This window comes from Paenibacillus tyrphae (genome assembly GCF_024158745.1).
GTDB classification, from domain to species: Bacteria; Bacillota; Bacilli; order Paenibacillales; family NBRC-103111; genus Paenibacillus_G; species Paenibacillus_G tyrfis_A.
Genome location: NZ_JAMZAW010000003.1, coordinates 208,573 through 234,389, shown reverse-complemented (window position 1 = coordinate 234,389; position 25,817 = coordinate 208,573). Strand labels below are relative to the sequence as shown.

Annotated in this window: 24 protein-coding genes and 1 riboswitch; of the genes, 21 read left to right on the top strand and 3 right to left on the bottom strand. The window is 55.5% G+C overall.

The genetic code is table 11. The annotated features are described in order from the left end of the window. Positions 1 to 20: 20 nt before the first annotated feature. The 3 genes from NI000_RS06235 to NI000_RS06225 form a co-directional block, all read right to left on the bottom strand. Complete coding sequence (locus NI000_RS06235) at positions 21 to 1,028, bottom strand: mannose-1-phosphate guanylyltransferase (protein ID WP_253408747.1); 1,008 nt, start codon at positions 1,026 to 1,028, stop codon at positions 21 to 23. A 103-nt stretch (positions 1,029 to 1,131) separates the two neighbouring features. Continuing rightward, a complete protein-coding gene (locus NI000_RS06230; RefSeq protein ID WP_253408745.1) occupies positions 1,132 to 2,298 on the bottom strand; it encodes a glycosyltransferase family 4 protein in 1,167 nt (388 codons plus the stop codon). Between the two features lie 253 nt (positions 2,299 to 2,551). Then, positions 2,552 to 3,592: a YheC/YheD family endospore coat-associated protein gene (locus NI000_RS06225; RefSeq protein WP_253408744.1), complete on the bottom strand. Its 1,041-nt coding sequence runs from the start codon at positions 3,590 to 3,592 to the stop codon at positions 2,552 to 2,554. A 207-nt stretch (positions 3,593 to 3,799) separates the two neighbouring features. On the opposite strand from NI000_RS06225, the gene NI000_RS06220 reads away from it, so the two are divergent. The 21 genes from NI000_RS06220 to NI000_RS06120 all read left to right on the top strand — a co-directional run bounded on the left by NI000_RS06220 (position 3,800) and on the right by NI000_RS06120 (position 25,708). Continuing rightward, entirely contained in the window at positions 3,800 to 4,342 is a 543-nt protein-coding gene (locus NI000_RS06220; RefSeq protein WP_253408742.1) for a collagen-like protein, read from the top strand. A gap of 309 nt (positions 4,343 to 4,651) precedes the next feature. Next, positions 4,652 to 5,665, top strand: a complete 1,014-nt coding sequence (locus tag NI000_RS06215; protein WP_253408740.1) for a LacI family DNA-binding transcriptional regulator — start codon at positions 4,652 to 4,654, stop codon at positions 5,663 to 5,665. Beyond that, positions 5,652 to 6,566 carry a ribokinase gene (rbsK, locus tag NI000_RS06210; protein ID WP_253408738.1) on the top strand — a complete coding sequence of 305 codons (915 nt, stop codon included), beginning with the start codon at positions 5,652 to 5,654 and terminating at the stop codon, positions 6,564 to 6,566. Before NI000_RS06215 ends, rbsK begins: the two co-directional genes overlap by 14 nt. Positions 6,567 to 6,583: 17 nt before the next feature. Beyond that, complete coding sequence (gene rbsD, locus NI000_RS06205; RefSeq protein ID WP_253408736.1) at positions 6,584 to 6,979, top strand: D-ribose pyranase; 396 nt, start codon at positions 6,584 to 6,586, stop codon at positions 6,977 to 6,979. A 16-nt stretch (positions 6,980 to 6,995) separates the two neighbouring features. Next, on the top strand, positions 6,996 to 8,522 hold the full coding sequence (locus NI000_RS06200) for a sugar ABC transporter ATP-binding protein (RefSeq protein ID WP_253408734.1): 1,527 nt from the start codon (positions 6,996 to 6,998) through the stop codon (positions 8,520 to 8,522). Next, positions 8,494 to 9,447, top strand: a complete 954-nt coding sequence (locus NI000_RS06195; RefSeq protein WP_253408732.1) for an ABC transporter permease — start codon at positions 8,494 to 8,496, stop codon at positions 9,445 to 9,447. Before NI000_RS06200 ends, NI000_RS06195 begins: the two co-directional genes overlap by 29 nt. Positions 9,448 to 9,470: 23 nt before the next feature. Beyond that, positions 9,471 to 10,421, top strand: a complete 951-nt coding sequence (rbsB, locus tag NI000_RS06190) for a ribose ABC transporter substrate-binding protein RbsB (RefSeq protein WP_253408730.1) — start codon at positions 9,471 to 9,473, stop codon at positions 10,419 to 10,421. Positions 10,422 to 10,667: 246 nt separating this feature from the next. Then, a complete protein-coding gene (locus tag NI000_RS06185) occupies positions 10,668 to 11,483 on the top strand; it encodes a sensor histidine kinase (RefSeq protein ID WP_253408969.1) in 816 nt (271 codons plus the stop codon). After that, positions 11,483 to 12,157 (top strand): response regulator, encoded by a 675-nt coding sequence (locus NI000_RS06180; RefSeq protein ID WP_253408728.1) that lies wholly within the window; start codon positions 11,483 to 11,485, stop codon positions 12,155 to 12,157. The genes NI000_RS06185 and NI000_RS06180 overlap by 1 nt, the downstream gene beginning before the upstream one ends. Before the next feature lie 87 nt (positions 12,158 to 12,244). Next, on the top strand, positions 12,245 to 12,886 hold the full coding sequence (locus tag NI000_RS06175; protein WP_253408726.1) for a YcnI family copper-binding membrane protein: 642 nt from the start codon (positions 12,245 to 12,247) through the stop codon (positions 12,884 to 12,886). A 165-nt stretch (positions 12,887 to 13,051) separates the two neighbouring features. Then, positions 13,052 to 13,513, top strand: coding sequence for a large conductance mechanosensitive channel protein MscL (mscL, locus tag NI000_RS06170; protein WP_253408967.1), 462 nt, complete (start codon positions 13,052 to 13,054; stop codon positions 13,511 to 13,513). Between the two features lie 250 nt (positions 13,514 to 13,763). Then, entirely contained in the window at positions 13,764 to 14,348 is a 585-nt protein-coding gene (locus NI000_RS06165) for a class I SAM-dependent methyltransferase (protein WP_253408724.1), read from the top strand. Further along, complete coding sequence (locus NI000_RS06160; RefSeq protein ID WP_253408722.1) at positions 14,345 to 14,986, top strand: DedA family protein; 642 nt, start codon at positions 14,345 to 14,347, stop codon at positions 14,984 to 14,986. Before NI000_RS06165 ends, NI000_RS06160 begins: the two co-directional genes overlap by 4 nt. Beyond that, positions 14,955 to 15,644, top strand: coding sequence for a response regulator transcription factor (locus tag NI000_RS06155; RefSeq protein ID WP_253408721.1), 690 nt, complete (start codon positions 14,955 to 14,957; stop codon positions 15,642 to 15,644). The genes NI000_RS06160 and NI000_RS06155 overlap by 32 nt, the downstream gene beginning before the upstream one ends. A gap of 1 nt (position 15,645) precedes the next feature. Further along, positions 15,646 to 17,076 (top strand): sensor histidine kinase, encoded by a 1,431-nt coding sequence (locus NI000_RS06150; RefSeq protein WP_253408965.1) that lies wholly within the window; start codon positions 15,646 to 15,648, stop codon positions 17,074 to 17,076. A 144-nt stretch (positions 17,077 to 17,220) separates the two neighbouring features. Continuing rightward, positions 17,221 to 17,355: riboswitch (SAM riboswitch) on the top strand. Positions 17,356 to 17,466: 111 nt separating this feature from the next. Continuing rightward, positions 17,467 to 18,489, top strand: coding sequence for a methionine ABC transporter ATP-binding protein (locus tag NI000_RS06145; protein WP_253408719.1), 1,023 nt, complete (start codon positions 17,467 to 17,469; stop codon positions 18,487 to 18,489). After that, a complete protein-coding gene (locus NI000_RS06140) occupies positions 18,482 to 19,144 on the top strand; it encodes a methionine ABC transporter permease (RefSeq protein ID WP_036690760.1) in 663 nt (220 codons plus the stop codon). Before NI000_RS06145 ends, NI000_RS06140 begins: the two co-directional genes overlap by 8 nt. Before the next feature lie 55 nt (positions 19,145 to 19,199). Then, positions 19,200 to 20,051: a MetQ/NlpA family ABC transporter substrate-binding protein gene (locus tag NI000_RS06135; RefSeq protein ID WP_253408718.1), complete on the top strand. Its 852-nt coding sequence runs from the start codon at positions 19,200 to 19,202 to the stop codon at positions 20,049 to 20,051. A gap of 187 nt (positions 20,052 to 20,238) precedes the next feature. Next, positions 20,239 to 21,006 (top strand): VOC family protein, encoded by a 768-nt coding sequence (locus NI000_RS06130; RefSeq protein WP_253408716.1) that lies wholly within the window; start codon positions 20,239 to 20,241, stop codon positions 21,004 to 21,006. Positions 21,007 to 21,090: 84 nt separating this feature from the next. Next, complete coding sequence (locus NI000_RS06125) at positions 21,091 to 22,281, top strand: GntR family transcriptional regulator (protein WP_253408714.1); 1,191 nt, start codon at positions 21,091 to 21,093, stop codon at positions 22,279 to 22,281. Positions 22,282 to 22,504: 223 nt separating this feature from the next. Further along, positions 22,505 to 25,708 (top strand): alpha-mannosidase, encoded by a 3,204-nt coding sequence (locus NI000_RS06120; RefSeq protein ID WP_253408712.1) that lies wholly within the window; start codon positions 22,505 to 22,507, stop codon positions 25,706 to 25,708. The last annotated feature ends 109 nt before the right edge of the window (positions 25,709 to 25,817 follow it).

Here is a 25,817-nt window from a genome sequence, read left to right as displayed (position 1 = left end):
TTCGTTATCCTCCTTTAACGTTACATAAATTTCTGAGCGTCCTTGATATGCTGCTCGTGGGCTTTGTCGCATACGAGCAGGCCGTCGGGGGTCGTGACAATGATTAAATCTTTGACTCCGATGACGACGGTCTTCAGGTTCTCCGTATAGACGATGCTGTTGCTCGTATAGAGAGGGGAGGCGTCCCCCATCACGATGTTTCCTTGGTCATCCGGCTGATGTACGCGTTCCAGCGAGGTCCAGGAACCGATATCGTCCCATTCGAAATGAACGGGGATCGTATAGATCAACGAAGCTTTCTCCAAGATGGCGTAATCCACGGATATTTTGGGCAAGCGCGAATAGACGTCTTCCCATTGCCCGCCGCATCCTTCGAGCAGCGTCCACATGTCCTTTTGGCTGCGGCTCATATAGTAGGCGATGGTCGAGGGCTTCCAAATGAAAATGCCGCTGTTCCAGTACACGTTCTTTTGCTCGATCAATTGCTTGGCCCGCTCCAGGGGGGGCTTCTCGATAAAGGCTTTCGCCGCAAGCGCCGGCCCCTCGGCCGTCGGCTCTTCCGTCACGATATAGCCGTATCCGGTTTCCGGCCGGGTCGGCGCGATTCCCAAAGTAACGATCGAATGGCCCGACCTGGCGACGGTCTCCGCTTGCTTCAACGCCTCCCACAAGCTGTTTCCTTCCGGGATATATTGGTCGGACGGGGTCGTCACCAGAACGTCGTCATCCCCTTTTTGCAAAAAATGCAGCGCCGACAAAGCGATGCAAGGAGCCGTATCCTTCGGTTCGGGCTCCATAATGAGGTGTTCCTGCTTCAGCTCGGGAAGCTGCTCGTGAACAATGCTGGCGTATTGCTTTGTCGTCACGACATAGATGGACGTACCCGGCACATACTGGAGAAATCTGCGGTACGTTTGCTGCAGCATGGTTTCTTCGGAGGTTAGGGAGAGGAATTGCTTCGGCTTCGATTTGACGCTGCGCGGCCAAAATCTCGTTCCTTGTCCGCCAGCCATGATCATGATTTTCATCGGTCTCATCCTCCTTATGCAGTTAATCATTCCGCCTCCGATTAATATATTGGGGCGGGCCGGTTCATCGGAACGTCGACTGTCCCCCGTACAATCGTACAAATTACAAGGAATACCCGCGATAACGGTAATGGGCGGAATGGAATACGGCCAAGTAATTCCTGGCAATATCGTCCCAGGAAACCGTAGGGTCGTTCATGCCCAGGACAGCGGATTGCTTGTAGCGCGCGTAGTTGTCGGCCAAGCTCTCCATCGCGCGGGTCATATCGTCCGGCGATTCGGGGTTAAACCAGGCTACTTCCGCGCTCCGTCTCACCAGATGCTCACGCATGACCGGGATGTCCGAGCATAAGACCGGCGTTCCCATGCTGAGCGCCTCCTCCACCGGATAGCTGCCTCCTCCCTCGGCAAGACTTGGCATAATCAGGGCGTAGGCGTTTTTGATTAACGGAGCGACCAACTGGTCCTGCACCAGCCCGAGCGGGAAGACGTCTTTATCGATTTGGAGCCCCAATCTTTTGATCAGCGAGACCAAGGTCGGAATCGAAGCCAGCTCCGGCCAGTGGGGCGGAACGCTTCTTAGCAACTCCGTATTGTAGCCGATCAGAAAAAGCGGGTGCTGGCTTCGGCGGGAGAAGCGCGAGTAGGCGAGCAGCAGATTGTAGTGGTTTTTGTGCGGAGAGGTGTTGGCCGGATAAATGAAGTAGGGGAACGGGTAGCTCTGGGCGAGTGCGGAATCCAGCGCCGGATTCTCGAAATATTTGGACGGCGAAATCGCATGCTGAATCAGGAAGGCGGATTGGCAGACCGGACCGAAATGCGCGACGAGTCTCGACTTCACATATTCGGAAGAAACGACGACGTGTGTGCTTCTTTCCAGCCAGCCCTTGGCTTTCTCCCAATGCTCGCGAACAACCGATCCCGGCGTGAACGGCGGCACGTAATCGAAGATGGTGGCATCGTGAAACGTAATGACGGTCGGCTTGCGAAAGTCGATGAATGCCGGGCCGTGCGGCCAAAATACGTACACGACGTCGCAATCGGCAATGCACGAATGATTCGGGTTGTTCCGAATGTCCTCTTCGCTGTATACAATGCTAACTTTGGGATGCAGCTGTGTGTTGACTCTGTCTTTAAAACCGGTCTGAGCTGACAGGACGACCCGGACAAATTGTACGCCAGGCTGCCGGGCAAGCGCCGTCGCCAAATTCGTCAGCAGCCTGCCCCCGCCACCGATGGAGAACATGTAGCTCCATATCAAAATTTTCATTCCGCGATCTCTCCTTGAGGGCAAAGTTTGTCAGGTTTGTGTATTCGTATGTACTAACATATGGGATAGGCCTCTTCATCGGCACGACGTATGTCCCGTCGGAATAATTTTGTCGAGACCCTAATTTTCGCACAAATGAAAACCTGCCATCGATGGATGACAGGCGGCGGGTGTTGCCGAAAAAATTTTCATCGTACAGAACAGGCGAATAACCTTGCCAAGCTTTTACCCATATACTGGACCAATGCAATGGTCAATGGGTATGCAAATAGGCTGCGTATTGCAGAGGACGCTTATAAACCTCGTTTTGGCCGGAGAGCTGGTCGTAGATCTCTTTTTGCGGCTTGCCGTTCACCTCGATGATCCACAGCCGCTCGTTGTTGTCCAATGCAAAATCGACGCTAAGCTCGCCCAGATGAAGGCCTGTGCCCGACTCTACGGTTTGCGCGGCTCTTAGACTGATATCGCGTATCGATTGAAGGAAGGCGTCGCTCTTCTCCTGTGGGTACAAATGGCAAAGCACTTCTTCGGACAAACAAATTTGGGCGCAGATGCTCGTATTAAAGCAGCCCTTGTGAGCGATCCGGCTGACGACGTTCGTTACGGACCATACGCCCGACTCGTCTTTTTGAACAAGCGCCCGGATATCGAAAACTTGTTCATTCCATTGCTGCAGATGGACCCCTTGCTGGATGAGGTAATGGGTGGACCCGAGAAGTTTGTCTAGCTTCGCTTGGCATTGCGGGACGTCTGCAGCGATAAATTGCGGCAAAAAATAATGCTGGCTAATATGAATTTCCCCCGACTCCTTCGCCTCCACACGGTATACCCCTTTCCCTTGATGTCCGTAGCAAGGCTTCACATAAAGCACTTTATAAGTTTCCAGCAGCTGTGCCGCGGTCTCCCGGTCGTAAGGAGCGGTTTCGGGCGTATAAGGTGCGAGCGGTTGGCTTAATAGCTTGTAGATCTCGTATTTGTCGAATCGATTTTGCTGATTGAAGCATTTGTTGCTCCCGATGAGGGTCTTCAGCCTTTGGTGGGTCGTCTTTTTCGTATTGTAGCAGCGGTTATATATCACTTCGGGGAAAGGAAACCGGTGCTGTACCCACTTCCAGTTCGAATGATGGAGGCCGAGGATGCTTTTCCGCTTCCAATCGATCTCGGACGGTGTGAAACAGAAGAGTCTCATATGGTCCGTTTTGCAGGCAAGATATTTTCTCAGGACATACTTCTTTTGCTTGGCGTTCGCGACCATGATGCCGAAGGTTTTGACGGTACCGCTTTTCTTCTTCATACGCTTTCTCCTTTATCGTTATAAAGTGAGTTGTAAACAAGGTATGTAGACGCATGGAAAATGCATGGACAACAACACAATCTGATCGAAAACAGGCGTGTGCAGGAGACAGTAAAAAAAAATCGGGATGATATGGGCACCCGCCCTGCCTAAAGGCAGATGTAATGAGTACATTGTTTGTGAAATCAAAAAGGAGAGTGAACACGTATGGGTAGAATACCGGGCCCTCCAGGGCCTCCAGGACCACAAGGACCGCAGGGTCCACAAGGACCACAGGGACCGCAAGGTCCGGCGAGGATCACCGCATTTGCTTTTCTGTGCAGTACGATAGACCAGAATGTTGCCGCTGCGCCGACTCCAGGCGGGCAAGGCGGGGCCGTTACCTTTAACAATTCGGTCATCAATGGTACGGCCATTACTTTCACCCCGACCTCAAGCATTAACATTCTGGAAACCGGCATTTATCATATCAATTGGGAGGTGTTCCCGACACCGGGCAACAACGCTTTCGGTTTGTTCTTCGACCCGGATGGCGCCGGTCCGGTTCCGGCAAGCTTGGTCCTGTGCAGCAATTACGGCACCAATGCAGGAAACCAGCCTTATACGGGGCAGGTCGTCGCTAACTTGACGGCCGGCGGCGTGCTGACGTTGAACCGGATTGACAATACGGGCAACGTGGTATTGCAAAGCACCATCGGAGGCGGCACGCCGGTGGTAAGCGCATCGCTTTATATCGAGAAGCTAACCTGACGGGTGGACTGAGAATCGCGCCAGACCCCATCGATACCTGCAAGGAAGAGCATAAGCGGCGTTTCCGCGTAGAGCGGGGCGCCGCTTATTGTTGCCGTGCAGCATCAGAAGAGCTTGGCAGGCCGTTCGGCAATCTGTCACAAAAAAGAGGTTGATTCCTTTCTCGCGGAGTGCTATATTTTATGTGTAACCGGTACCACATACTTAATCAGGTGAGAATTTTTATTACTTATTAAAATGCAATAGCATCATCGGAAATTTTTTTTAATCCATATGTAACCGGTACCACATGGCAGGGGTGAAGAAAGTATGGCAACCATTCGGGATGTAGCCAAGTTGGCGGGCGTGTCTGTTGCGACGATTTCCCGGTACTTAAACAAAAGCGGCTATGTGAATGTGGAAACGGAGCAGAAAATCAAAAAGGCCATCGAAGCGCTGAACTACGAGCCGAATGCGGTGGCCCGGGGATTGGCCGGAAAGAAGACGAACACCATCGCCTTAATTCTTCCCGATATTTCCAACCCGTTCTTTCCGGAGCTGGCCCGGGCCGTCGAGGATGTCGCCTCGATGTACGGGTATACGGTGATTTTGTGCAACTCCGACGACGAAGGGGTCAAGGAGAAGTCCTATATTGAGGTATTGAAGAAAAAATATATCGACGGCATTATTTTTGCTTCCAATACGCTGGATTCCGCCGATGTCGAGCAGATGACCAAGAAAGGCATCCCCGTCGTCTGCCTCGACCGGGTGCCGCCGAAGCAGTCGTGCAGCGTGGTCCGCTCCAAAAACCGGGAAGGCGCGAAGCTGGCCGTCGAGCATCTTCTGAGCATAGGCTGCCGGAAAATCGCCCATATCTACGGCCCGCAGGAATTCATTACGGCCAAGGAGCGGCTGGCCGGATATGAGGAAGCGGTGAAGCATTTGGACTGGTACTCGCCGACGTTTATGATTCAGGGAGACTTCCGGATCGAAGGCGGAATCCGGGCGACGGAGCTGCTGATGGAACGTCATCCCGATGTGGACGCCATTTTTGCCGGGAACGACCTGATGGCGGTAGGCGCGCTCAAGGCGCTTCACCGGATGGGCGTTCAAGTGCCCGGGCAAGTGGCGGTATGCGGCTTTGACGGCATCGGCATGACGGAGATTACGCAGCCGGAGCTGACGACGGTCGCCCAGCCGATCTATGAGATGGGCGCGCTCGTCTCGCGGATTTTGATCAAGAAAATCGAAGGCACGCTGGAAGCGGACCAGACGTACGAGCTGGACGTCGCGCTCGTGCCCAGAGAGTCGACCTTAAGGAGGAACGGACATGCAAGCTCCTAAAATCGTTGTTATCGGAAGCTTGAATATGGATATTGTTATCGAAGCGGACCGGTATCCGCAGCAAGGGGAGACGATGCTCGGACACGGCATCCGTTTTCTTCCCGGAGGAAAGGGCGCGAATCAGGCCGTTGCTGCGGCTCGGCTGGGCGCGGCCGTGACGATGGTCGGCGCGGTCGGTACCGACGGCTTCGGGCAAGAGCTGCTGCACGCTCTGCAAGCCGAGAACGTGGGTACGGACGCGGTGCGGATCGCGGAGCAGGCGGCTACGGGAGTTGCCAGCATTTACGTTTGTCAGGGAGATAACAGTATTGTCGTCCTGCCTGGCGCAAATCATACGTTGCTCCCCGCGCATATCGACGCTTGCCGGGAAGTCATCGCCGCGGCGGACATCGTGCTGCTTCAGATGGAAATTCCCGTGGATACCGTAGCGCATGCGGCTCAAGTGGCGAAGGCATGCGGGCGCACGGTCGTATTGAACCCCGCCCCGGCGCAGAAGCTGCCGGAGGAATTGCTGCACAACGTCGATTACATTACCCCGAACCGGACGGAGCTGGCCTTGCTGACCGGGCGTTCCGCGGAAGGCGGCGAATTGGAAGCCGCGATGCGGGAGCTGGCCGGCATGGGCGCCCGGCACGTGATCACGACGCTCGGCGCGGAAGGCTCCGCCTTTATGGCGCAGGAGGGCACGCTGACCCGCGTTCCCGGTTATGTCATGGAGGTCGTGGATACGACCGGAGCCGGAGATTCGTTCAACGCAGGGCTGGCTTATTCGCTTGCTTTGGGGAAAAGCTTGGAGGAAGCCGTATCGTTCGCGGCCAAGGTTTCGGCGCTTGCCGTGACGAAATTCGGGGCTCAACCGGGGATGCCCACGCTACAGGAAGTACTCGATTTTAACGGGTGAGCGGAGGGGAAACCATCATGAAAAAAATCGGAATCATCAACAGTGAAATTTCCGAAGTCATCAGCAAATTGGGCCATACGGATACGATCGTTATTTGCGACAGCGGGCTACCGATCCCCTCCCATGTGCGGCGGATCGATCTGGCCTTGAAGCAGGGTGTGCCTTCCCTGCTGGAGACGCTGTCCATTGTGCTCGAGGAAATGGAAGTGGAGGCCTCGTTCATCGCGGACGAAATGGAGCGGGCCAGCCCGCAGTTCAAGCGGGAGCTGGAAGCCGTCATGAAGGGCATTCCGGTTCGTACGGTTAGTCACGAGGAATTGAAAAGGCTTACGCACGAAGCGAAAGCGGTTATTCGGACAGGCGAATTTACACCTTATGCGAACATCGTACTGCAGGCCGGCGTGATCTTTTAAGAAAGGAGTGGCTGTCATGACGACATACTTGCTGGAAATGAACGACATCAGCAAGAGCTTTCCGGGCGTCCGAGTGCTGGATCAGGTGACGTTTAACCTGACCGGCGGGGAAGTGCATGCGCTGATGGGGGAGAACGGCGCGGGGAAATCCACGCTCATGAAAATTCTCGGCGGCATTCACCGCAGAGACGGCGGTACCGTGATCCTGAAGGGGACGCCTTGCGAGATCCCTTCCCCTTCCATGGCGCAAAGCTTGGGCATTGCCATGATTCATCAGGAATTGAACTTAATCCCGCATCTGACGGTGATGGAAAATATTTTTCTGGGACGGGAGTTTACCTACGGCCGGAGCGGGATGATCAACTGGGGCAAAATGAGGCAGGAATCGGTTCGCTTCTTATCCCAGCTCGGCCTGTCCATCGATCCCGGCATCATCGCAGGCGAGCTGTCCGTCGGACAGCAGCAAATGATCGAGATTGCTAAAGCGCTTTCCATGAATGCGGAAATTCTCGTGCTGGACGAGCCGACGGCGGCGCTGACCGACCGTGAGATCGAAGCGCTCTTTACGGTGATCGAATCGCTCAAAGCCAAGGGCGTCGGGATGATCTACATCTCCCACCGGATGGAGGAAATTTTCCGCATCTGCGACCGGGTCACCGTCATGAGAGACGGGCATACGGTAGGGACGGACCGCGTAGCGGATACGAATATCGACAAGCTGGTCAAAATGATGGTAGGCCGGGAAATCAAAGACCGCTTTCCCAAAATCGATGTTTCCGTCGGCGAGCCCAAGCTGGAGGTTAAGGGCCTGTCGCTGCCGGGCAAGCTGCAAGACATTTCCTTCGCCGTACGCAGCGGGGAAATCGTCGGCATCGCCGGTCTGATGGGGGCCGGCCGGACCGAGCTGGCCAAAGCCTTGTTCGGGGTGACGCCGGCCCGCCAAGGGGAAATCTGCGTCGACGGCCGGCCCATCGCCATCCGCAAGCCGGTCGATGCGATCCGCGCGGGCATTGCGCTGGTCACGGAGGACCGCAAGGACGAAGGGCTGTTGTTGAACTTGTCCGTGAAGGACAACATTTCGCTGCCTAATTTGAAGGACGTTTCCTCACTCGGGTTTGTCAACCTCAGCAAAGAAACCGGCATCTCGGAACGCCTCATCTCGCAACTGCTGATCAAGACCCCGAACGGCGAGCAGAAGGTCGGCTCCCTGAGCGGAGGCAATCAGCAGAAGGTCGTGATCGGCAAGTGGCTCGAAACGAATCCGCAGGTGTTTATTTTGGACGAGCCGACCCGCGGGGTAGACATCGGCGCCAAGAAGGAGATCTACGATTTGATGAATCAATTGGTTTCCCGAGGCGTAGCCATCCTGATGATTTCGTCGGAGCTCCCGGAGGTTCTCGGCATGAGCGATCGCATCCTGGTGATGCACGAAGGCCGGATTGCCGGAGAGTTCGCCAGAGGGGAAGCCACGCAGGAAAAAATTATGCACTGCGCGACAGGAGGAGGAAAACATCATGCAAACGGAAGCGAAAGCGGGCGGTAAGCGGGCAGGCAAAGCGTTCAGCCTGGGTCCGCTGCTCGGACTCGCCTTAATCGTCGTCGTTTTATCGGTGATCAACAGCGACTTTTTGACCGTCACCAACATTTTCAACGTGCTTCGTCAAATTTCCATCAACGCCTTAATCGCGTTCGGGATGACGTTCGTTATTCTGACCGGAGGGATCGACCTTTCCGTCGGAGCGGTTCTGGCGCTGTCCAGCGCGTTTACGGCGGGCATGATGGCCTCCGGCATGAATCCGTGGCTGGCCGTTCTGATCGGCCTCGGCTGCGGGGCGGTGTTCGGAGCCGTCAACGGCCTGCTGGTCACCAAAGGGAAGGTCGCCCCTTTCATCGCCACGTTGGCGACCATGACCGTCTACCGCGGCTTGACGCTCGTCTATACGCAGGGCCGACCGATTACGGGGCTGCACGAAGATTTCGCCATCATCGGGAAAGGGTATTTTCTCGAAATTCCGATGCCGATCGTCTGGATGGTTCTGACCTTTGTCATTCTGTTCATCATATTGAAATACACCACCTTTGGGCGGCGCGTGTATGCGCTGGGAAGCAATGAGGAAGCGACTTGGCTTTCCGGGATCAATACTTCCAGAATCAAAATTATGGTTTATTCGGTAAGCGGATTATTGGCAGCTTTAAGCGGAATTATACTCACCTCCAGACTCAACTCCGCGCAGCCGACGGCAGGCACCTCTTACGAGCTTGATGCGATTGCCGCGGTTGTCCTCGGAGGAACCAGCCTATCCGGCGGACGGGGCTGGCTGGTGGGGACGCTGATCGGCGCCATGATCATAGGCGTATTGGACAACGGTCTGAACCTGCTGAACGTTTCATCCTTTTATCAGTTGGTCGTGAAGGGTGCCGTCATCTTGGTTGCGGTGCTGCTGGACCGGTCTAAAGCCGCAAAATAAAAAAAGCAAAGGGGAAAAGTAACATGAAAAAAATGTACATGGTTCTGTCGCTTCTGCTGGTATTCGTCATGGCAGCCGCCGGCTGCTCCACCAAGTCCAATCTGGAGGGCGGAGCGAAGACGGCCGAGCCGAAGAAAGAGGGAGGCGCCGCCTCCGGTAAAGCAACCATCGGTCTCTCCATTTCTACGCTCAACAACCCGTTCTTCGTTACGTTGAAAGAGGGCGCCGAGAAAGCGGCGAAGGAAGCCGGAGCCGATCTGGTCGTTGTCGACGCGCAGAACGACACCTCGAAGCAAATCAGCGGCATCGAGGATTTGATCCAGAAAAAAGTAAACGTCATCCTCATCAACCCAACGGACAGCGTGGCGGTCATTACGGCGGTGGAGGCAGCCAACAAAGCCAACATTCCGGTAATCACCATCGACCGCGCGGCGAACGGCGGTCAAGTCGTCTCGCACATCGCATCCGACAACGTCAAGGGCGGACAAATGGCCGGCGACTACATTCTTAAAGCGATCGGCGGCAAAGGGAACATCGTCGAGCTGCAAGGCATCGCCGGAACCTCGGCAGCCCGCGACCGCGGCAAAGGCTTCCATAATGCCGTAGACGGCAAAGACGGTGTGAAAATGGCCGCTTCCCAGCCGGCCGACTTCGACCGCGCCAAAGGACTGTCCGTTATGGAAAACATCCTGCAGGGGAATAAGGACGTTGCAGCCGTATTCGCTCACAACGACGAGATGGCGCTGGGCGCGCTGCAGGCGATCCAAGCCTCCGGCAAAAATATCGTCGTCGTCGGCTTCGATGCAACTGACGATGCGGTGAAAGCCGTAAACGAAGGAAAAATGGCCGCTACGGTAGCGCAAAAGCCGGCAGCCATCGGCGATGTGGCCATAAAAACGGCTGTGAAGGTATCGAAAGGCGAGAAAGTGGAAGCTTCGATCCCTGTCGATCTGGAGCTGATTACGAAAAAGTAAGACATAGCGTTTAGCTAAAAGAAACGCTTTCTACGGAAAGAGGACGATCCCGGAGCGGAACAATGCCGCGAGAGCGTCCTCTTTTTTTGTCATCCCCGCCGGTGACTCGAACTGGTCTGGGACTATTTTTATTTCATCCGGATTCGCAAACCGCCGAATTTAACTCGAAAGCTTGCGACTTATCGGTATATAATGGATACGAAACGGCGACAGGTTAATATAGGGAGAAAGGCGATGGAAGATTTTATGTCGATGCGCATGCTAAAAATATTAACGATCTTGCTCCCGCCTCTGGTCATCGGAGGGTTCGAGTATATACGCCACGACTTCCTGTTGGACGTGCTGTCCATGGAGACGGGTAATTTCTACATGACGCTGCTTACGCTGCTGTTGTCGTTCTTGTTCGGCAACTGGATGTTCAACCGGATCGAGGCCATGAACGCGAAGCTGTCCGTCGAGCAATCGAAACGGGCGGTATACGAGGAGCGCGAGCGGCTCGCTCAGGAGCTGCACGACAATATCGCGCAAATTTTATTTTTCCTGAACGTGCAGCTGAAGAAAGGGCAGATTGAAGAGGCGCGTTCGGCCGTTTCCGAAATCGACCACCATCTGCGGCAGGCGATTTTCAACCTGCGGACAGCGCCGGAGGAGGGGGCCGATTTCGGCTCGCGCTTGCGGACGTGGCTGGAGGAATGGAGCGGCATGAGCGGCATCGCCGTCAGCCACCGGATTACGGTTCCGGAGGAAGGGATATCGCCGTCGGCGGAGGTGCCTTTGTTCTCCATTATCCGGGAGGCGTTCACGAACATTCGCAAGCACTCGTATGCCAATCACGCGGAGGTGGAACTTGGCCCGACGCAGGATGGGCGAAGTTGGAGACTGCGCATTGCCGACGACGGCAAAGGCATGGAGGGCGATGGCGGACAGCGGCCGAACCGGTACGGCGTATCGATTATGCGCAAGCGGGCGCAGGAGCTGGGGGCGGAGCTGGAGATCCAGGCGAAGGAAGGGCAAGGGCTGGAACTGATCGTTACCGGACCGCTGCGGGAGGTGAAGCTGTGATGATGAATTACCGGGTGCTGATCGCCGACGATCACCCATTAGCCCGGCGCGCCATCCGGACGCTGATCGACGGGGAGGCCGGCTTCGAATGGATAGGGGAAGCCCGCAGCGGCACCGAGGCCGTCGAGCTGTGCGGCCGGCTGCTGCCGGATCTGGTGCTGATGGACATTCAGATGCCAGGGATGAGCGGTCTTGAAGCGACCAAACGGATCAAACACCTGTATCCGCACATCCGCATCGTCATGCTCACGGTATCCGACGACGTGGCCGATCTGTTCACGGCCGTAAGGCATGGGGCGCAGGGTTACCTGCTCAAAAACATGGACCCTGACGACTGGATCGCCTACTTGCGCGGATTGCTCGACGAGAACAGCGAAATTTCCCGCGGTATGGCGGACCGGCTGTTCCATTCGTTCCGGTCGACCGGCGAATCCACGGCCAGCGACATCGGGCCGGGCGTGCTCTCCCAGCGCGAATGCGAGATCCTGAGCTGCGTCGCCAGCGGACAGAGCAACCGCCAGATCGCCGAGACGCTGATTATTACGGAGAACACGGTCAAGAACCATATCAAGAACATTTTATCCAAGCTGGCGCTGGACAACCGGGTGCAGCTGACCGCTTATGCGGTGCGTCACGGATTGACACAGATCGGACAAAAACAAGGGGGAAAATAGCCCGGTAGAGCCATTCTTTCGATAAGCGGTTTACGATACAGTACAGTAGGATAAACTGACTGCTTAAAGAGAAAGGGGCTTTTATTTATGAAAAAATTGCATTTTGCGCTCGCGGTCGGGCTGCTCGCTTCCATGCTCGGAGGCGGCTTCGCCAGCGCCCATGTGACGGTACAGCCAAAAGAAACGACCCAGGGCAGCTACGAGAAATTTACCGTTCGTGTTCCTACGGAGAAAGAAATTCCGACGGTTAAAGTCGAAGTGAGGTTCCCGCTTGACTCCGTATCGATCTCCCGCTTCGAGCCGAAGCCAGGCTGGAAGTACGAGCTGACGAAGGATGCGAACAATAAAATTACCGGCGTGGTATGGACAGCTACCGGCGAAGGCTTGGGCGCCACGGAATTCGGTGAATTTTACATGCAGGGCAAAGTAGCGGATACCGCTACCGCAATTACGTGGAAGGCTTACCAGACCTACAAAGACGGCAGTGTCGTCGAATGGGTTGGCGCGGACGGCTCGGACAAACCGGCTTCCGTGACGAAAGTGAACGCGAAACCGGCCGGAGCCGGAGCGGACAGCCACGGCCATGCGACGGCGCCTGCGGCACCGGCGGCCGATAAGGCTGCAGCCGAAGCTCCCGCCGCGTCCCAAACGCCGCTTTACTTGTCCATCGCGGGCGTCGTGCTCGGCGCCGCAGCTCTGATCGTTTCGCTGATGCGCAGAAAAGCCTAGTCCGTCAACAATTCTGACGGCTACATGCAAGGCCCGTTTCCATCGTTCCGATAGGAAATGGGCTTTTTGGCTTGTCTTTTCCCCCGAAAAACGGTTAAACTGGTGAAAACGCCATTCTAATTACACCAAGTCAAAAAAGGAGACAGCCGTAGGATGCCGTCAAAAATTTTGAAAGAATTTAAAGAATTCGCAATTAAAGGGAATATGATCGATCTGGCGATCGGGGTGATCATCGGAGGCGCGTTCGGCAAAGTCGTCACGTCGATCGTTAACGATCTGGTTATGCCTCCGATCGGGCTACTGTTGGGTAAAGTGAATTTTACTAACCTGTTTATCAGTCTTGACGGGAACTCATATGCAACCATAGATGCTGCTAAGAAAGCTGGAGTAGCAACGTTAAATTATGGGCTGTTCCTCAGCACGCTGCTCGATTTTCTGATCGTTTCGTTCGTCATCTTTATCGCCGTCAAGCAGATCAACCGGTTCCGCCGCAAAGAAGAGGCCAAGCCCGACCCGAAAGAAAACATTAAAGAATGTCCGGAATGCTTGTCCGAAATCCCCAAAAAAGCATCCCGCTGCAAATACTGCACCGCCGTTCTCGAAGCTCCGGCAGCGGAACGCGCTTAGCCCCCTTACAGCTCAGACAGCCTGTGCTCCTGCTTGAAATCTTAGGGAGCCTGGCTTTTTTCTTAAGAAATAATTCAGAAAAACCTCCATTTGTTCTAAAGATATTTTGGATATCCTAAGTACATCGAATCCCATTGGACGAAACAAACGGACTCTTACATTCGTTTTAAAAGTAAATGATTGAAGGGTAACAAGGTTCGAATAGCGTCTAAATGGTTAAATTTAGAGCAACAAGGAGGGCAATGCATTCATGAGTTTCCACGCCAACGTTCAAGAAAAGGTGCTTTTTTTAAATAAATTTTTTCAATCTCCCCGAGAAATGGGCAGCGTTACGCCCAGCTCCCGATTTTTGGCCCGGGCGATGACCAAGCCCGTTCCTTGGGCTCAAGCGCAGGTTGTGGCGGAGCTCGGAGCCGGGACAGGCGCATTAACCCGGTTCATCCGGCAAGCCAAGGGGCCGCAGACGAAAGTGCTGCTGTTCGAAAAGGAACAGATACTAAGGGAGCAGCTGGCAGTACAGTTCCCAGAGTTCTCCTGTCATGCCGACGCCTGCAGTATGGGGCAAGTGCTGAATCAGCAGGGAATCAAGGGATTGGATGCCGTCATCAGCGGGCTGCCCTTCTACAATTTCCCGCAGCAATTGCGCGACCGGCTGATTGAGCAAATCACGTCGTCCCTCAAGCCGGGCGGCCGGTTTATCGCGTTTCAATATTCGCTTCAAATGAAGCCCCAGCTCGAACAATACTTTGACATTGAGACGATCCGCTTCGTCCCGTTTAATTTTCCTCCTGCATTCGTATATGTGTGCCGGAAACCGGGAGGAACGCCGCAATGACTTACGATACGCTGATGCTGTGGATCGGGCAGTTCGGGTATTTGGCTTTGTTTTTCGCGCTGTGGCTCGGCATTGTTGGGATGCCGATTCCCGACGAAGTCATCGTGATGACCGGCGGTGCAGTAACGGCCAGCGGCCTGCTTCACCCCGTTCCCGCCTTTCTCTTAACCTATCTCGGCGTCGTATCGGGATTATCGCTCGGATACGTCCTCGGCCGGTACGCGGGCACCCCGGTATTGGAGCGCCTCCGGAAAAAGAAGAAAATGGATAAAGCGATAGAGATGTCGGAAAAGCTCAATCAAAAATACGGCAGTCTGGCCTTGATCATCAGCTATTTTTTCCCCGTTGTCCGCCACGTCTTGCCATACCTCGTAGGAATGAACAAAATGTCCTTTCGCCGCTATGCTCTCCTTTCCTACACGACGGGGTTCGTTTGGACTTTCGCCTTTTTCTTCATCGGGCGGCTAACGGCCGGTCACGCTCAAGAAATCGGCATGCTCATCTATAGCTACGGTCTCAAGCTGCTGTGGATTCCGCTGGCGCTTGCTGCCGCATGGGGCCTTGTCAAGCTCGCGCAGCGCAAAAAATTGCAGGAGGGCGGTTCGATTGGAGCAGGCGAACAGCGTATTGGTAGCTGACGACGATCCGGATATCCGGGATATTATTCAAATTTATTTACGGAACGAAGGCTATCGCGTACTGGAAGCCGAGGATGGAGTGCAAGCCTTGAAGCTGGCCGAACGGGAGAAGGTAAATATCATCATTTTGGATATTATGATGCCCCAGATGGACGGCATTCGCGCGTGCGTGAAAATCCGGGAGAAGAGTGACGTTCCCATCATTATGCTGTCGGCCAAGGGCGAGGATCTGGACAAAATCACCGGCTTGTCGACGGGCGCGGACGACTACGTCGTGAAACCGTTTAACCCGCTGGAGCTGGTCGCCCGGGTCAAGGCCTGCCTGAGACGGCAGCACATGATCGGCAAGAAGGCGGAACGCGGCCGGGTGGAGGTCGGCGACCTCGTCGTTGATCCGGCCCGTCACTTGGTGACGGTTCGCGGCAAAAAGGTCAATCTCACGCCGATCGAATTCGCAATACTGGCTCTGCTGGCTAAAAACCGGGGCCAAGTGTTTTCCGTCGATGCGATCTATGAGCAGGTGTGGAAAGAAGGCGCTTTCCATTCCGACAATACCGTTATGGTGCATATCCGCAATCTCTGGGAAAAGATCGAAGACATCCCGCGGGAACCCCGGTATATAAAAACCGTGTGGGGAGTGGGCTATAAAATTGAGTAAGGTGCGTTTGCCGAAACGGCCGTTTTCGGTCACGCTTCGCGTAAAGTTGATGCTGACCTTCGTCGGATGCCTTATGCTGAGCACGCTGACCTCAACATTATTGGAATGGGGTTACCTGGAAATTCAGCCGAACGATTCGGACAATTACAATTCAATCCGAAGAACGGTAAACGAACGGCTGGATAACCTCGACAGGAAATGGGCGGCTTTGAGCGCAGCGGATTCGGATGAACGGACGGCGGCTTCGCTGGTAGAACAGGCCGGAGAGGGAGGCAAGCTGAGAGCATACGTAACGGATGAGTCCGGACGTGTGCTTTTTCGCTCTTCCGAAGCCCCGGAAAGCAAGCTGAGCTTGTATGAGCTGCTGATGTCGGCCAAACAGGCAAACAACAGGCAGCCGGGTGCGGCGTATACGGCGGTGCTGCCGGCGCACTATCGGGAGCAGGCCGTCTATTTGATCGTTTCCAGCAAGCTGATTCCGCAGCCGGGGAACGGGTACGAGATTAACGAAATGTTCAAATTTTTACTGTTCATCCTTTTGTTCGTGCTGTTCTTCTATGCTCTGACCTGGCGCAAAATGCGGCAGATTCGCTACATCAATCGCGGCTTGAACGATATCGCCCACGGCGAGCTGTCCGTGCGGCTGGCGACGAACAGCCGGGACGAACTTGGCTTGGTCGCCGCCAATATCAATTCCATGGCGGAGCAGTTGGCCCGGCAGCAGGAGAAGGAACGGCGCCTGGAAAAGTCGAAGATGGATTTGATCACGAACGTCTCCCACGATTTGCGGACCCCGCTTACAAGCGTCATCGGATATTTAAATCTGCTGATGAATCCTGCGCAAACGAATGCTCCTGAGCGGGAACGGTATTTGACGAGCGCTTACAATAAAGCCAATCAGCTGAAGAAGCTGATCGACGACTTATTCGAATACACCCGGCTCTCCGGGGGTGAGGCCAAGCTGGAACGGCGCGAGATCGACATTCACCATTTGCTGGAACAATTGGTCAGCGAATTCGAGCCGATTGCGGAGCAGCGTCAGATTGCCATCGAATGCCGGCTCCCGGAAGCCCCGCTGTATGTTGTTGCCGATGCGGAAAAGCTCGTTCGCGCGCTGGATAATCTGCTGATGAACGCCGTAAAATATTCCGTCGCTCCCGGCCGTATAACCGTGACATTAGCGGCCTACCCGAAGCGCGCGGCCATCGAATTCGAGAACGAAGGCCGGCCGATTACGAAGGCGCAGGAGGAGCTGCTGTTCGAGCGGTTCTATAAAGCGGACGAATCGCGGACGGGGGATCCATTGCCTGACGGCGCAGGACTCGGGCTGTCGATCGCGCGCAACATTGCCGAGCTGCACGGAGGACGGCTGGTGTTCCGGCACGAGCAGGGGCGGTTTGTTTTTCGCCTGGAGCTGCCTCTGAACGAGTAATGCGGGGAGCTTCTTCGCCGGCTTCAATATTTTAACAAGCCGAAATTCCGTATGTTCTTATTGACTTTACATGAATAATTTTGTACACTAACAACGTTTCATACCATTTGGATTCGAAAATTTCATTTAATTTCATAGAAGCACTTCTTATCAAGAGAGGCGGAGGGACAAGGCCCGATGAAGCCCGGCAACCGTTCCTTACAGTTCGGAAATTCAGAATTGTAGGAAATCAGGTGCCAATTCCTCCAGAACCGAAGCAAAGGTTCTGGCAGATGAGAGGGACATGAGTTAAACCGCTAACCCTGTACCTCGTCGTGCAGGGTTTTTTTGCGCAAGCGAACGCGCCCGTTTAACCGAACAAGGGCCGTTTATTCCGGGGAGGAAGACGATTTGATTCATTTGAAAGGCGTTATGAAAAACTACGATGTCGGGGGCAGACAGGTTACGGCGCTGCGGAATATCGATTTGACGATCCGCAAAGGCGAGATTTTCGGCATCATCGGCCATTCGGGGGCAGGCAAAAGCACGCTGATCCGTACGATCAACATGCTGGAGCGCCCGACAGCCGGGGAAGTCGTTGTAGACGGTGTCGAGATGACGAAGCTGGGCACCGGCAAGCTGCAATTGGAGCGGCGTTCGATCGGGATGATTTTTCAGCATTTTAACCTGCTGTCGTCCGCGACGGTGGCCGATAATATTGCGTTCCCTTTGCGGCTCGCCAAGCTGCCGAAGGAGCAGATCGCCCGCCGGGTGGAGGAGCTGATCGGACTCGTCGGATTAACCGGCCACGGCAGCAAATATCCGGCGCAGCTGTCGGGCGGCCAAAAGCAGCGTGTCGGTATCGCCCGCGCGCTGGCGACGAATCCGAAGGTGCTGCTGTGCGACGAGGCGACGTCGGCGCTTGATCCGCAGACGACCGGCGCGATTTTGTCGCTGTTGCTGGATATTAACAAGCAGCTCGGGATTACGATCGTCCTGATTACGCACGAGATGAACGTGATTCGCACGATTTGCGACCGCGTGGCGGTCATTGACGGCGGAGAGATCGTGGAAGAGGGACTGGTAACCGATGTGTTCCTGAAGCCGCAGCACCGGACGACCAGAGAGTTCGTCGCTCAAGTTTCCGATGTGGCCGCGATCGGACTGGAGACTTCCGGGAGCGCTGGGGCAAGCAATCGGACGCTTGTCCGGGTGACGTACATCGGCGAACAGACATACCAGCCGGTATTATACGAAACGATGCGCGAGACGAACGTGCCGTTCGTTATCCTGCAAGGGACGGTATCGAAGCTCAAGGATACCCCTTACGGACAGCTTGTCGTAGAGCTGCAGGGGCAGGAAGGCGGCGCGGAGCAGGCTATCGCTTTGCTGCGAGGCCGCGGATTGGATGTGGAGGTGATTCAGCATGGATGAACTGCTTAATCTGGATTGGGGAGCGATCGGAGAGGCGACCTACGACACGTTGACGATGCTTGGCTTGTCCATGGTGTTTACCGTGCTGATCGGTCTGCCGCTTGGCATCATCCTCTTTGTCACTTCGCGGGGACAGCTTCTCGGGCAGCCCGTGGTGTACGCGCTGCTGTCGCTCGTGGTCAACGTGCTGCGTTCCGTGCCGTTCGTGATTTTAATGATTATGCTGATCCCCTTCACGAGGCTGGTCGTTGGCACATCCCTCGGGGTATCGGGCTCGATCCCCCCGCTGGTCATTGCGGCAGCTCCGTTCTTCGCCCGCCTGGTGGAGACGTCGCTGCGCGAGGTGGACCGCGGCGTCGTGGAAGCCGCGCAATCGATGGGCGCGACGTACTGGCAGATCGTGTCGCGGGTGATGCTGCCCGAAGCACGTCCGGGCTTGATCGCCGGGGCGACGATTACGGCGGTCACGCTCGTATCGTATACGGCCATGTCGGGGGTCATCGGAGGCGGCGGTCTTGGCGACCTGGCGATCCGCTTCGGCTACCAGCGTTTCCAAACGGTCGTGATGATCGTTACCGTGCTTCTCCTGCTCGTGCTGGTTCAAATCCTGCAGTCGCTGGGCGACCGGCTTGTCCGGAAATTTCAGCGGAAATAAGGATTTTTATATACAAAGGAATCGATACTATAGGAAAAGGTGGAGGAATCTTACCATGAAAAAAATGATGATTACCGCATTGTCCGTCGTGATGGCCTTCTCGCTGGCCGCTTGCGGCACCAAATCCGCTCCGGATTCGGCAGCACCGCAAACCGGAGGAGCGACACCGGCTCCCGACAAAAAAGAAGTGACGCTGAAGGTCGGCGCTACCGCCGCGCCGCATGCGGAAATTTTGAATTCCGTCAAAGCGAAGCTGAAAGAGCAAGGCGTCAACCTGGAAGTAAAAGAATTCACGGATTACGTACAGCCGAACGTACAGGTATTCGAGAAGCAGCTGGATGCGAACTTCTTCCAGCATACGCCCTATCTGGAGCAATTCAACAAAGACAAAAACATGAATCTCGTTACCGTGACCGGCGTTCATATCGAACCGTTCGGCGGCTACTCGCAAAAAATTAAAAAGATCGACGAGCTGAAAGACGGCGCAACCGTCGCGATTCCGAGCGATCCATCCAACGGCGGCCGCGCGCTCGCGCTGCTGGAAAAAAACAACCTGATCAAGCTCAAAGAAGGCGTTGGCGTCAAAGGAACGGTCAGAGACGTCGTCGAAAACAAGAAAAACCTGAAGTTCAAAGAGCTGGAAGCCGCTATGCTGCCGCGTACATTGGGTGAAGTCGACTTGGCGCTCATCAACACGAACTACGCGCTCGAAGCGAAGCTTGTACCGACGAAGGATGCGCTGTTCATTGAATCGAACGATTCCCCGTATGTGAACATTCTCGTATCCCGCCCGGACAACAAAGATTCCGAGGCGATGCAGAAGCTGGCTAAAGCCCTCACGTCCGAAGATGTGAAGAAGTTTATTGAAGAGAAGTACAAAGGCGCAGTCGTGCCTGCGTTTAAATAAGCAATAGCGGTAAGCTGAGCGGGGCCTTAGGGTCCCGCTTTTTCGTGCTGTCCGCCAACTTGAATTTATCCGCGTTTAGTCGTATTCTGCATACGAATGGATTGGAAAGGACGCGCCTTGATGACAGAACATTTTAGATGATCGGAACGTCGTAGTTGATGAAATTCATTTTGAAAGGGGAAAGCCGATGAATACGTCAACGAAGGAAACAAAGCTCTTGCATGAGGTTAAAGCCGCTGTGCTGCATGTCCGGGATTTGCCCGGCATGGCGGCTTGGTATGCCAAGCTTCTGGGCATGCCGCTCCAACCTCTGGATGACGACCAACCGTTTTACGAGTTCGACATGAGTAATCAGGTCAATCTGCTGTTGGATGATCACCGCAATGTACAGGGGCGGGATAAATATCCGATTTGCATGATGAGGACTACGGATATTGAACGGGTACGCTCATATGTTCAGGAGAACGGGATTACGATCTCTCACGACTTGCAGCGTCCTCATCCCGGGCTCGCGTATTTCCATATTGTCGATTCGGAAGGCAATGAGATCATGATCGTACAATCGGAGTGGATCAATCCGAATCCGGTGCGGCCGACCGTCCCCGATTCCCCGATTCAAAACCGCATCAACAGCGTCGTTATCCCCGTGACCCATCTGAAAAGAGCGACCGAGTGGTACGGCAAGCTGCTCGGCCAGCAGATCAAGCCGGATCGCCAGGATGGCGGGCCGATCTATTGGTTCGATATGCCGAACGGCACGGGAATTCTGCTCGACGATAACCGCAACAACCAAGATCTTGCGGCGCTGCCGACGTTTATGCTCAAAGCTGCGAACATCCATGAAGCCTGCGCGTTCGTTCGGAGCAGCGGCATTACAATCGTCCGCGACGTGAAGTTCGACCACTATTTTATCGTCGAGGACCCGGAAGGTAACGTGGTGATGATTTGTCTGTAAAAGGTGCATCTTCTGGTTTGTCACACATTCGAGGGATTGATATAATTGACATAATGATATTATCGATAGCAGAGGTCGTGACGCATGCAAAGCGAAAGACAGCCCTTGTACGTGCAAATTCAGGAGCACTTCAAGCAGCTCATCTCCTCCGGTAAACTGGCCGACGGGGACCGGATTCCTTCCGAGAAGGAGCTGATCGCGAGGTTTAACGTCAGCCGGATTACGGTAGCCAATGCGCTTGCCCAGCTTGCCAAGGACGGTTGGATTTACCGCATTCCCGGACGCGGCAGCTTCGTCGGCAGCGGAGAGGGCGCTTCGATCAGCCCTCAAGCGGGCGGTATACAGGCCGAGAAGGGAGTACAGGGCGCTGCAGCCGGTACCCCTACCGCTCGGATCACCGCCGGAACGCGCAAAATGATCGGCCTTCTCATCCCGTCCATGGCCGACTATTTCGCGCTGCGGCTGGTGCAGGGAATCGTGAACGAGCTGAACGATACCGGCTATTATCTGGCCACCGTCCTGACACACAATTCCAAGGAGAGGGAACGGGAAGCGATCGTCGAGCTGACCCGGATGGGGGCGACCGGCTTGATTATTTTCCCGGTCGATGCGGAGACGTATAACGAAGAAATATTGGCGCTCAAAATCAACAAGTTTCCGTTCGTGTTAATCGACCGCTACCTGCCCGGGGTGGAGACAAATTTCGTCTGTTCGGACAGCGCGCTTGGCGCCAAATTGGCCGTCTCGCATCTGTGGGAGCTCGGGCACCGGAGAATCGCAATTTGCTCGGACTCGCCGCTGCCGACGGTATCCGTAGACGAGCGCATCGCCGGGTACATGGAGGCGCTGAAAGAGCAAGGAGCGATGATCGATCCTTCGCTGATCTTGACGGACTTTCGGATCGACGACGTCCTGTTAGATGAGCATCACCCGCTGTACCGGCATTTGCAGAGCAAATCGGCCACGGCTTATATCGCGCTGAACGCGAAGCTTGGCATTCACACTGCGATTCTGGCCCGGCGGCTCGGGCTTCGCATTCCCGACGATCTGTCCATCCTGACGTTCGACGATCCTTCTCCAGGGCTGGAAGAGCCCGGACGGTATACGCACGTGGCCCAATCGGAAGGGGAGATCGGAAGCCGAGCCGCGGAAATTTTGATCCGGCTGCTGGATCGCCCGCATGACAAAGACAAGGACAACGGGCAGTACACGAAAATCATCTTAAGACCGGAACTGGTCGTAAGAGGATCGACCGGTCCCGTAAAGCCTTCCTAGCTTTCGCAATCCGGGGCAGATTGCGTTGCAGGAGCGGAACTTTCCTAGCGTTTGCTATCCTCTTTATCATGCTGCGTTTGCAAGCCTCCGCCAAGATGCATGCTTGGTGGGGGCTTTTTGCCGTGTGTATCATCATAATTTTATAGCAAATATGCATATTGATAATATATTTGATATATCGTACATTGGAGGTATATCTTAGCCATAGAAAAGGAGAACGGACATGAGATTCGTACAAGAAAAGCTAGAGCGCCGCATCAACGATTTGGCGCACGCCAGATACCGGGATCGGTTCCCGTTGACCGGCATTCGCATTGTGGAGCAAGCCGCTTCCCCGCAGGAAGCCTGGGAGCAAGCCGGAACACCGGTATCGGTCGGCATCCGCTGGGGAGGACGCGATCAGACCGCTTGGTTCGTGGGCGCGCTGACGTTCCCGGAGGCATGGAAGGATCGGGACGTCGTAGGCTTGATCCGGCTCGGCAACACGGGCGGAGGCAATTGCAGCGGCTACGAGGCGCTCGCTTATTTGGACGGGGAGCCGGCGCAGGCGCTGGACCGGAACCATGGGGAGCTGTTTATCCCGGCCGAGGCCGTCAATAAGGGCGGCGCGGAGCTGATCATTCAAGCCTGGAGCGGCCTGACGCCGCCGGACGCGGGACATCAGCCGTTCGATCACCGGATCGACGAGCTGGATCTCGCTTGGCTGGACCCGGCCACGGATGATTTGTATTATACGGCGCTGCACGTGCTGCAAGCGGTGCGCTGCCTGGAGGACCGCAGCAGCGAGAAGCACGGCATGCTGTCGGCGCTCGACGATGCGATCCAACTGCTGGATTGGCGCGCGCCGGGCTCGGACGATTTTTACGCTGCGGCGGAACAGGCTTTGGCGCTGCTCAAGCAGCGGCTGGAAGAGCTGCCGCGCGGGGCTCGGCCACAGGTGACGGCGGTCGGACACTGCCATATCGACGTCGCCTGGCTGTGGAGATTGAAGCATACGCGTGAGAAATCCGCCCGCTCCTGGTCGACCGTGCTGCAGCTGATGGACCGCTATCCGGAATATATCTTTTTCCAATCCCAGCCGCAGCTTTATGCTTATTTGAAAGAAGACTATCCGGACATCTACGAGAAAATCAAACAGCGCGTGGCAGAGAACCGCTGGGAAGCGTCCGGAGCGATGTGGCTGGAGTCGGACTGCAACATCCCTTCCGGCGAATCGCTCGTCCGGCAGCTGCTTTACGGCAAACGGTTTTTCCGCGAAGAATTCGGCGTGGACAACCGGATTTTGTGGCTGCCCGACGTGTTTGGCTACAGCTGGGCACTGCCGCAAATTTTGAAGAAGGCCGGCATCGATTACTTTATGACGACCAAAATCAGCTGGAGCCAGTATAACCGCTTCCCGCACGATACGTTCCATTGGCGGGGCATCGACGGTACGGAGCTGCTGACTCATTTTATTACGACGCCCAACAACGACGGCAGCTGGTACTACACCTACAACGGCAACGTGACCGCGTCCAGCGTACAGGGGCTATGGGACAACTACCGGCAAAAGGAATTGAACGACCAACTGCTGCTCGCCTACGGATGGGGCGATGGAGGCGGCGGACCGACCCGCGATATGCTGGAGGCAGTGCGGCGCTTCGAGGACATGCCGGCGATGCCTCAGGTGCGTCAGGGCCGGGTGGAGGAGTTTTTCGAAGCGCTCGATGACCGGGTATCGGATCACCCGCGCCTGCCCTTATGGGACGGGGAGCTGTACTTGGAATACCACCGCGGCACGTATACGTCGCAAGCCTACAACAAACGGATGAACCGCCGGATGGAGACGCTGCTGCACCAAGCGGAATTCGTCAACAGCCTTGCGATGCTGCTGAACGGCGAGCATGCGTATCCGGTTGAAACGCTGCGGAAGAGCTGGATCATTACGCTCCGCAACCAGTTCCACGATATTATCCCGGGCTCCTCGATCGGCGAAGTATACGAGGACAGCCGGGAAGAGTACGCGGAAGCGGAGCAACTGGCAGTCGCAGCTTTGGAACAAGGCACTCAAGCGATCGCAGGCGGTCGCGGGCAGGACGGAGCTGCGGCGGAAGGGGGAGTCGGTTATCGGGTGATCAACCCGTTAGGCTGGGAACGGTCGGCGCTTGTGGAAATTCCTTTGGAGGCCCTCCCGGCTTCTGCCGAGCAAATAGCGTGGTCCTCGCCAAGCGGCGAAGCGCTGGAAAGTCAACTTGTTCGCGGCGCCGAAGGTCAGCCCGTCTCGATGCTCGTTCATACGCCGAACGTTCCGGCATTAGGCTATACGACCATCGTCGGCAAAAGCACGAACAGCGCTTCGGCGGCAAGCAGCGGGGCATGGAGCATCGGCGAACGGCTGCTGGAGACGCCTTTTTACCGGATTGAGCTTAACGGCAGCGGCCAGATCGTATCTCTGTACGACAAACGGAACGCGCGGGAAGTGCTTAAGCCGGGCGAAGCGGCGAATGTGCTGCAGGTGTTCGAGGATAAGCCGATGGCGCACGACGCTTGGGATATCGACATCTACTATCAAGAGAAGAGCTGGACCGTCGGGGAGCTGACCGAAGCGGTAGTGGAGGAGCAGGGACCGCTGCGTGCCGTGCTTAAGCTTGTATGGCGTTACCACCGCTCCGTCATCGAGCAGAAAATGACGCTGTACCGCGACCATCCGCGAATTGATTTTTGTACCCGGGTTGACTGGCGCGAGAAGCAGCACCTGCTCAAGGCGGCGTTCCCGGTCGACGTGCGGTCGACGAAGGCGACGTATGAGATTCAATTCGGCAACGTGGAACGGCCGACGCACTGGAACACAAGCTGGGATTGGGCGCGATTCGAATCGGTGGCGCAACGCTGGGTCGATCTGTCCGAAGGGGGCTACGGCGTAAGCCTGCTGAACGATTGCAAATACGGCCACGATATCCGCAATCATGTGCTGCGTCTCAGTCTCATTAAGTCGGCGGTATCGCCAGATCCGGAAGCCGATCAGGGGCTGCACGAATTTACTTATTCGCTTTATCCGCATAAAAACGGTTGGCTGGAGGCGGACACGCACCGTCAGGCGTGCGAACTCAACATGCCGCTGCTTCCGGTACAATTGGCCGGAACGGCGCATACGGACGGCCTTCCTGAGCAATTGGGGCTTTTCCACGTCGATGGCTCCCACGTCATGATCGATACGGTCAAAAAATCCGAAGACGACGAGACATTCATCGTCCGCTTGTACGAGTACGGCGGCATTCGGGGAGACGTCCGTTTTTGCACGGATGCGCGGGTCGGGGAGTTTGTTTCCGTAGAAGAGACGAACCTGATGGAGGAGCAGCCGCAAGCGGTGGAGCACGGTCCGCATGAGGTCAGGCTGTTCATGAAGCCGTACGAGATCAAGACGCTCCGAATCACTCTGAAAGCTTAGCGGGAAGCCCATTTTTAAGTACGAACGCACCAGCAAGTGCTGCCTTTCATAAACTGAATTTGACTGTATCCCTAGACCTTGTAATGAAACCAAAACCCGGGCAAGGAGG

Bases quoted from the DNA above. Each gene is read 5' to 3' on its own strand.
- NI000_RS06235 (WP_253408747.1), bottom strand. From the start codon at position 1,028: ATGAAAATCATGATCATGGCTGGCGGACAAGGAACGAGATTTTGGCCG.
- NI000_RS06230 (WP_253408745.1), bottom strand. From the start codon at position 2,298: ATGAAAATTTTGATATGGAGCTACATGTTCTCCATCGGTGGCGGGGGC.
- NI000_RS06225 (WP_253408744.1), bottom strand. From the start codon at position 3,592: ATGAAGAAGAAAAGCGGTACCGTCAAAACCTTCGGCATCATGGTCGCG.
- NI000_RS06220 (WP_253408742.1), top strand. From the start codon at position 3,800: ATGGGTAGAATACCGGGCCCTCCAGGGCCTCCAGGACCACAAGGACCG.
- NI000_RS06215 (WP_253408740.1), top strand. From the start codon at position 4,652: ATGGCAACCATTCGGGATGTAGCCAAGTTGGCGGGCGTGTCTGTTGCG.
- rbsK (WP_253408738.1), top strand. From the start codon at position 5,652: ATGCAAGCTCCTAAAATCGTTGTTATCGGAAGCTTGAATATGGATATT.
- rbsD (WP_253408736.1), top strand. From the start codon at position 6,584: ATGAAAAAAATCGGAATCATCAACAGTGAAATTTCCGAAGTCATCAGC.
- NI000_RS06200 (WP_253408734.1), top strand. From the start codon at position 6,996: ATGACGACATACTTGCTGGAAATGAACGACATCAGCAAGAGCTTTCCG.
- NI000_RS06195 (WP_253408732.1), top strand. From the start codon at position 8,494: ATGCAAACGGAAGCGAAAGCGGGCGGTAAGCGGGCAGGCAAAGCGTTC.
- rbsB (WP_253408730.1), top strand. From the start codon at position 9,471: ATGAAAAAAATGTACATGGTTCTGTCGCTTCTGCTGGTATTCGTCATG.
- NI000_RS06185 (WP_253408969.1), top strand. From the start codon at position 10,668: ATGTCGATGCGCATGCTAAAAATATTAACGATCTTGCTCCCGCCTCTG.
- NI000_RS06180 (WP_253408728.1), top strand. From the start codon at position 11,483: ATGATGAATTACCGGGTGCTGATCGCCGACGATCACCCATTAGCCCGG.
- NI000_RS06175 (WP_253408726.1), top strand. From the start codon at position 12,245: ATGAAAAAATTGCATTTTGCGCTCGCGGTCGGGCTGCTCGCTTCCATG.
- NI000_RS06165 (WP_253408724.1), top strand. From the start codon at position 13,764: ATGAGTTTCCACGCCAACGTTCAAGAAAAGGTGCTTTTTTTAAATAAA.
- NI000_RS06160 (WP_253408722.1), top strand. From the start codon at position 14,345: ATGACTTACGATACGCTGATGCTGTGGATCGGGCAGTTCGGGTATTTG.
- NI000_RS06140 (WP_036690760.1), top strand. From the start codon at position 18,482: ATGGATGAACTGCTTAATCTGGATTGGGGAGCGATCGGAGAGGCGACC.
- NI000_RS06135 (WP_253408718.1), top strand. From the start codon at position 19,200: ATGAAAAAAATGATGATTACCGCATTGTCCGTCGTGATGGCCTTCTCG.
- NI000_RS06130 (WP_253408716.1), top strand. From the start codon at position 20,239: ATGAATACGTCAACGAAGGAAACAAAGCTCTTGCATGAGGTTAAAGCC.
- NI000_RS06125 (WP_253408714.1), top strand. From the start codon at position 21,091: ATGCAAAGCGAAAGACAGCCCTTGTACGTGCAAATTCAGGAGCACTTC.
- NI000_RS06120 (WP_253408712.1), top strand. From the start codon at position 22,505: ATGAGATTCGTACAAGAAAAGCTAGAGCGCCGCATCAACGATTTGGCG.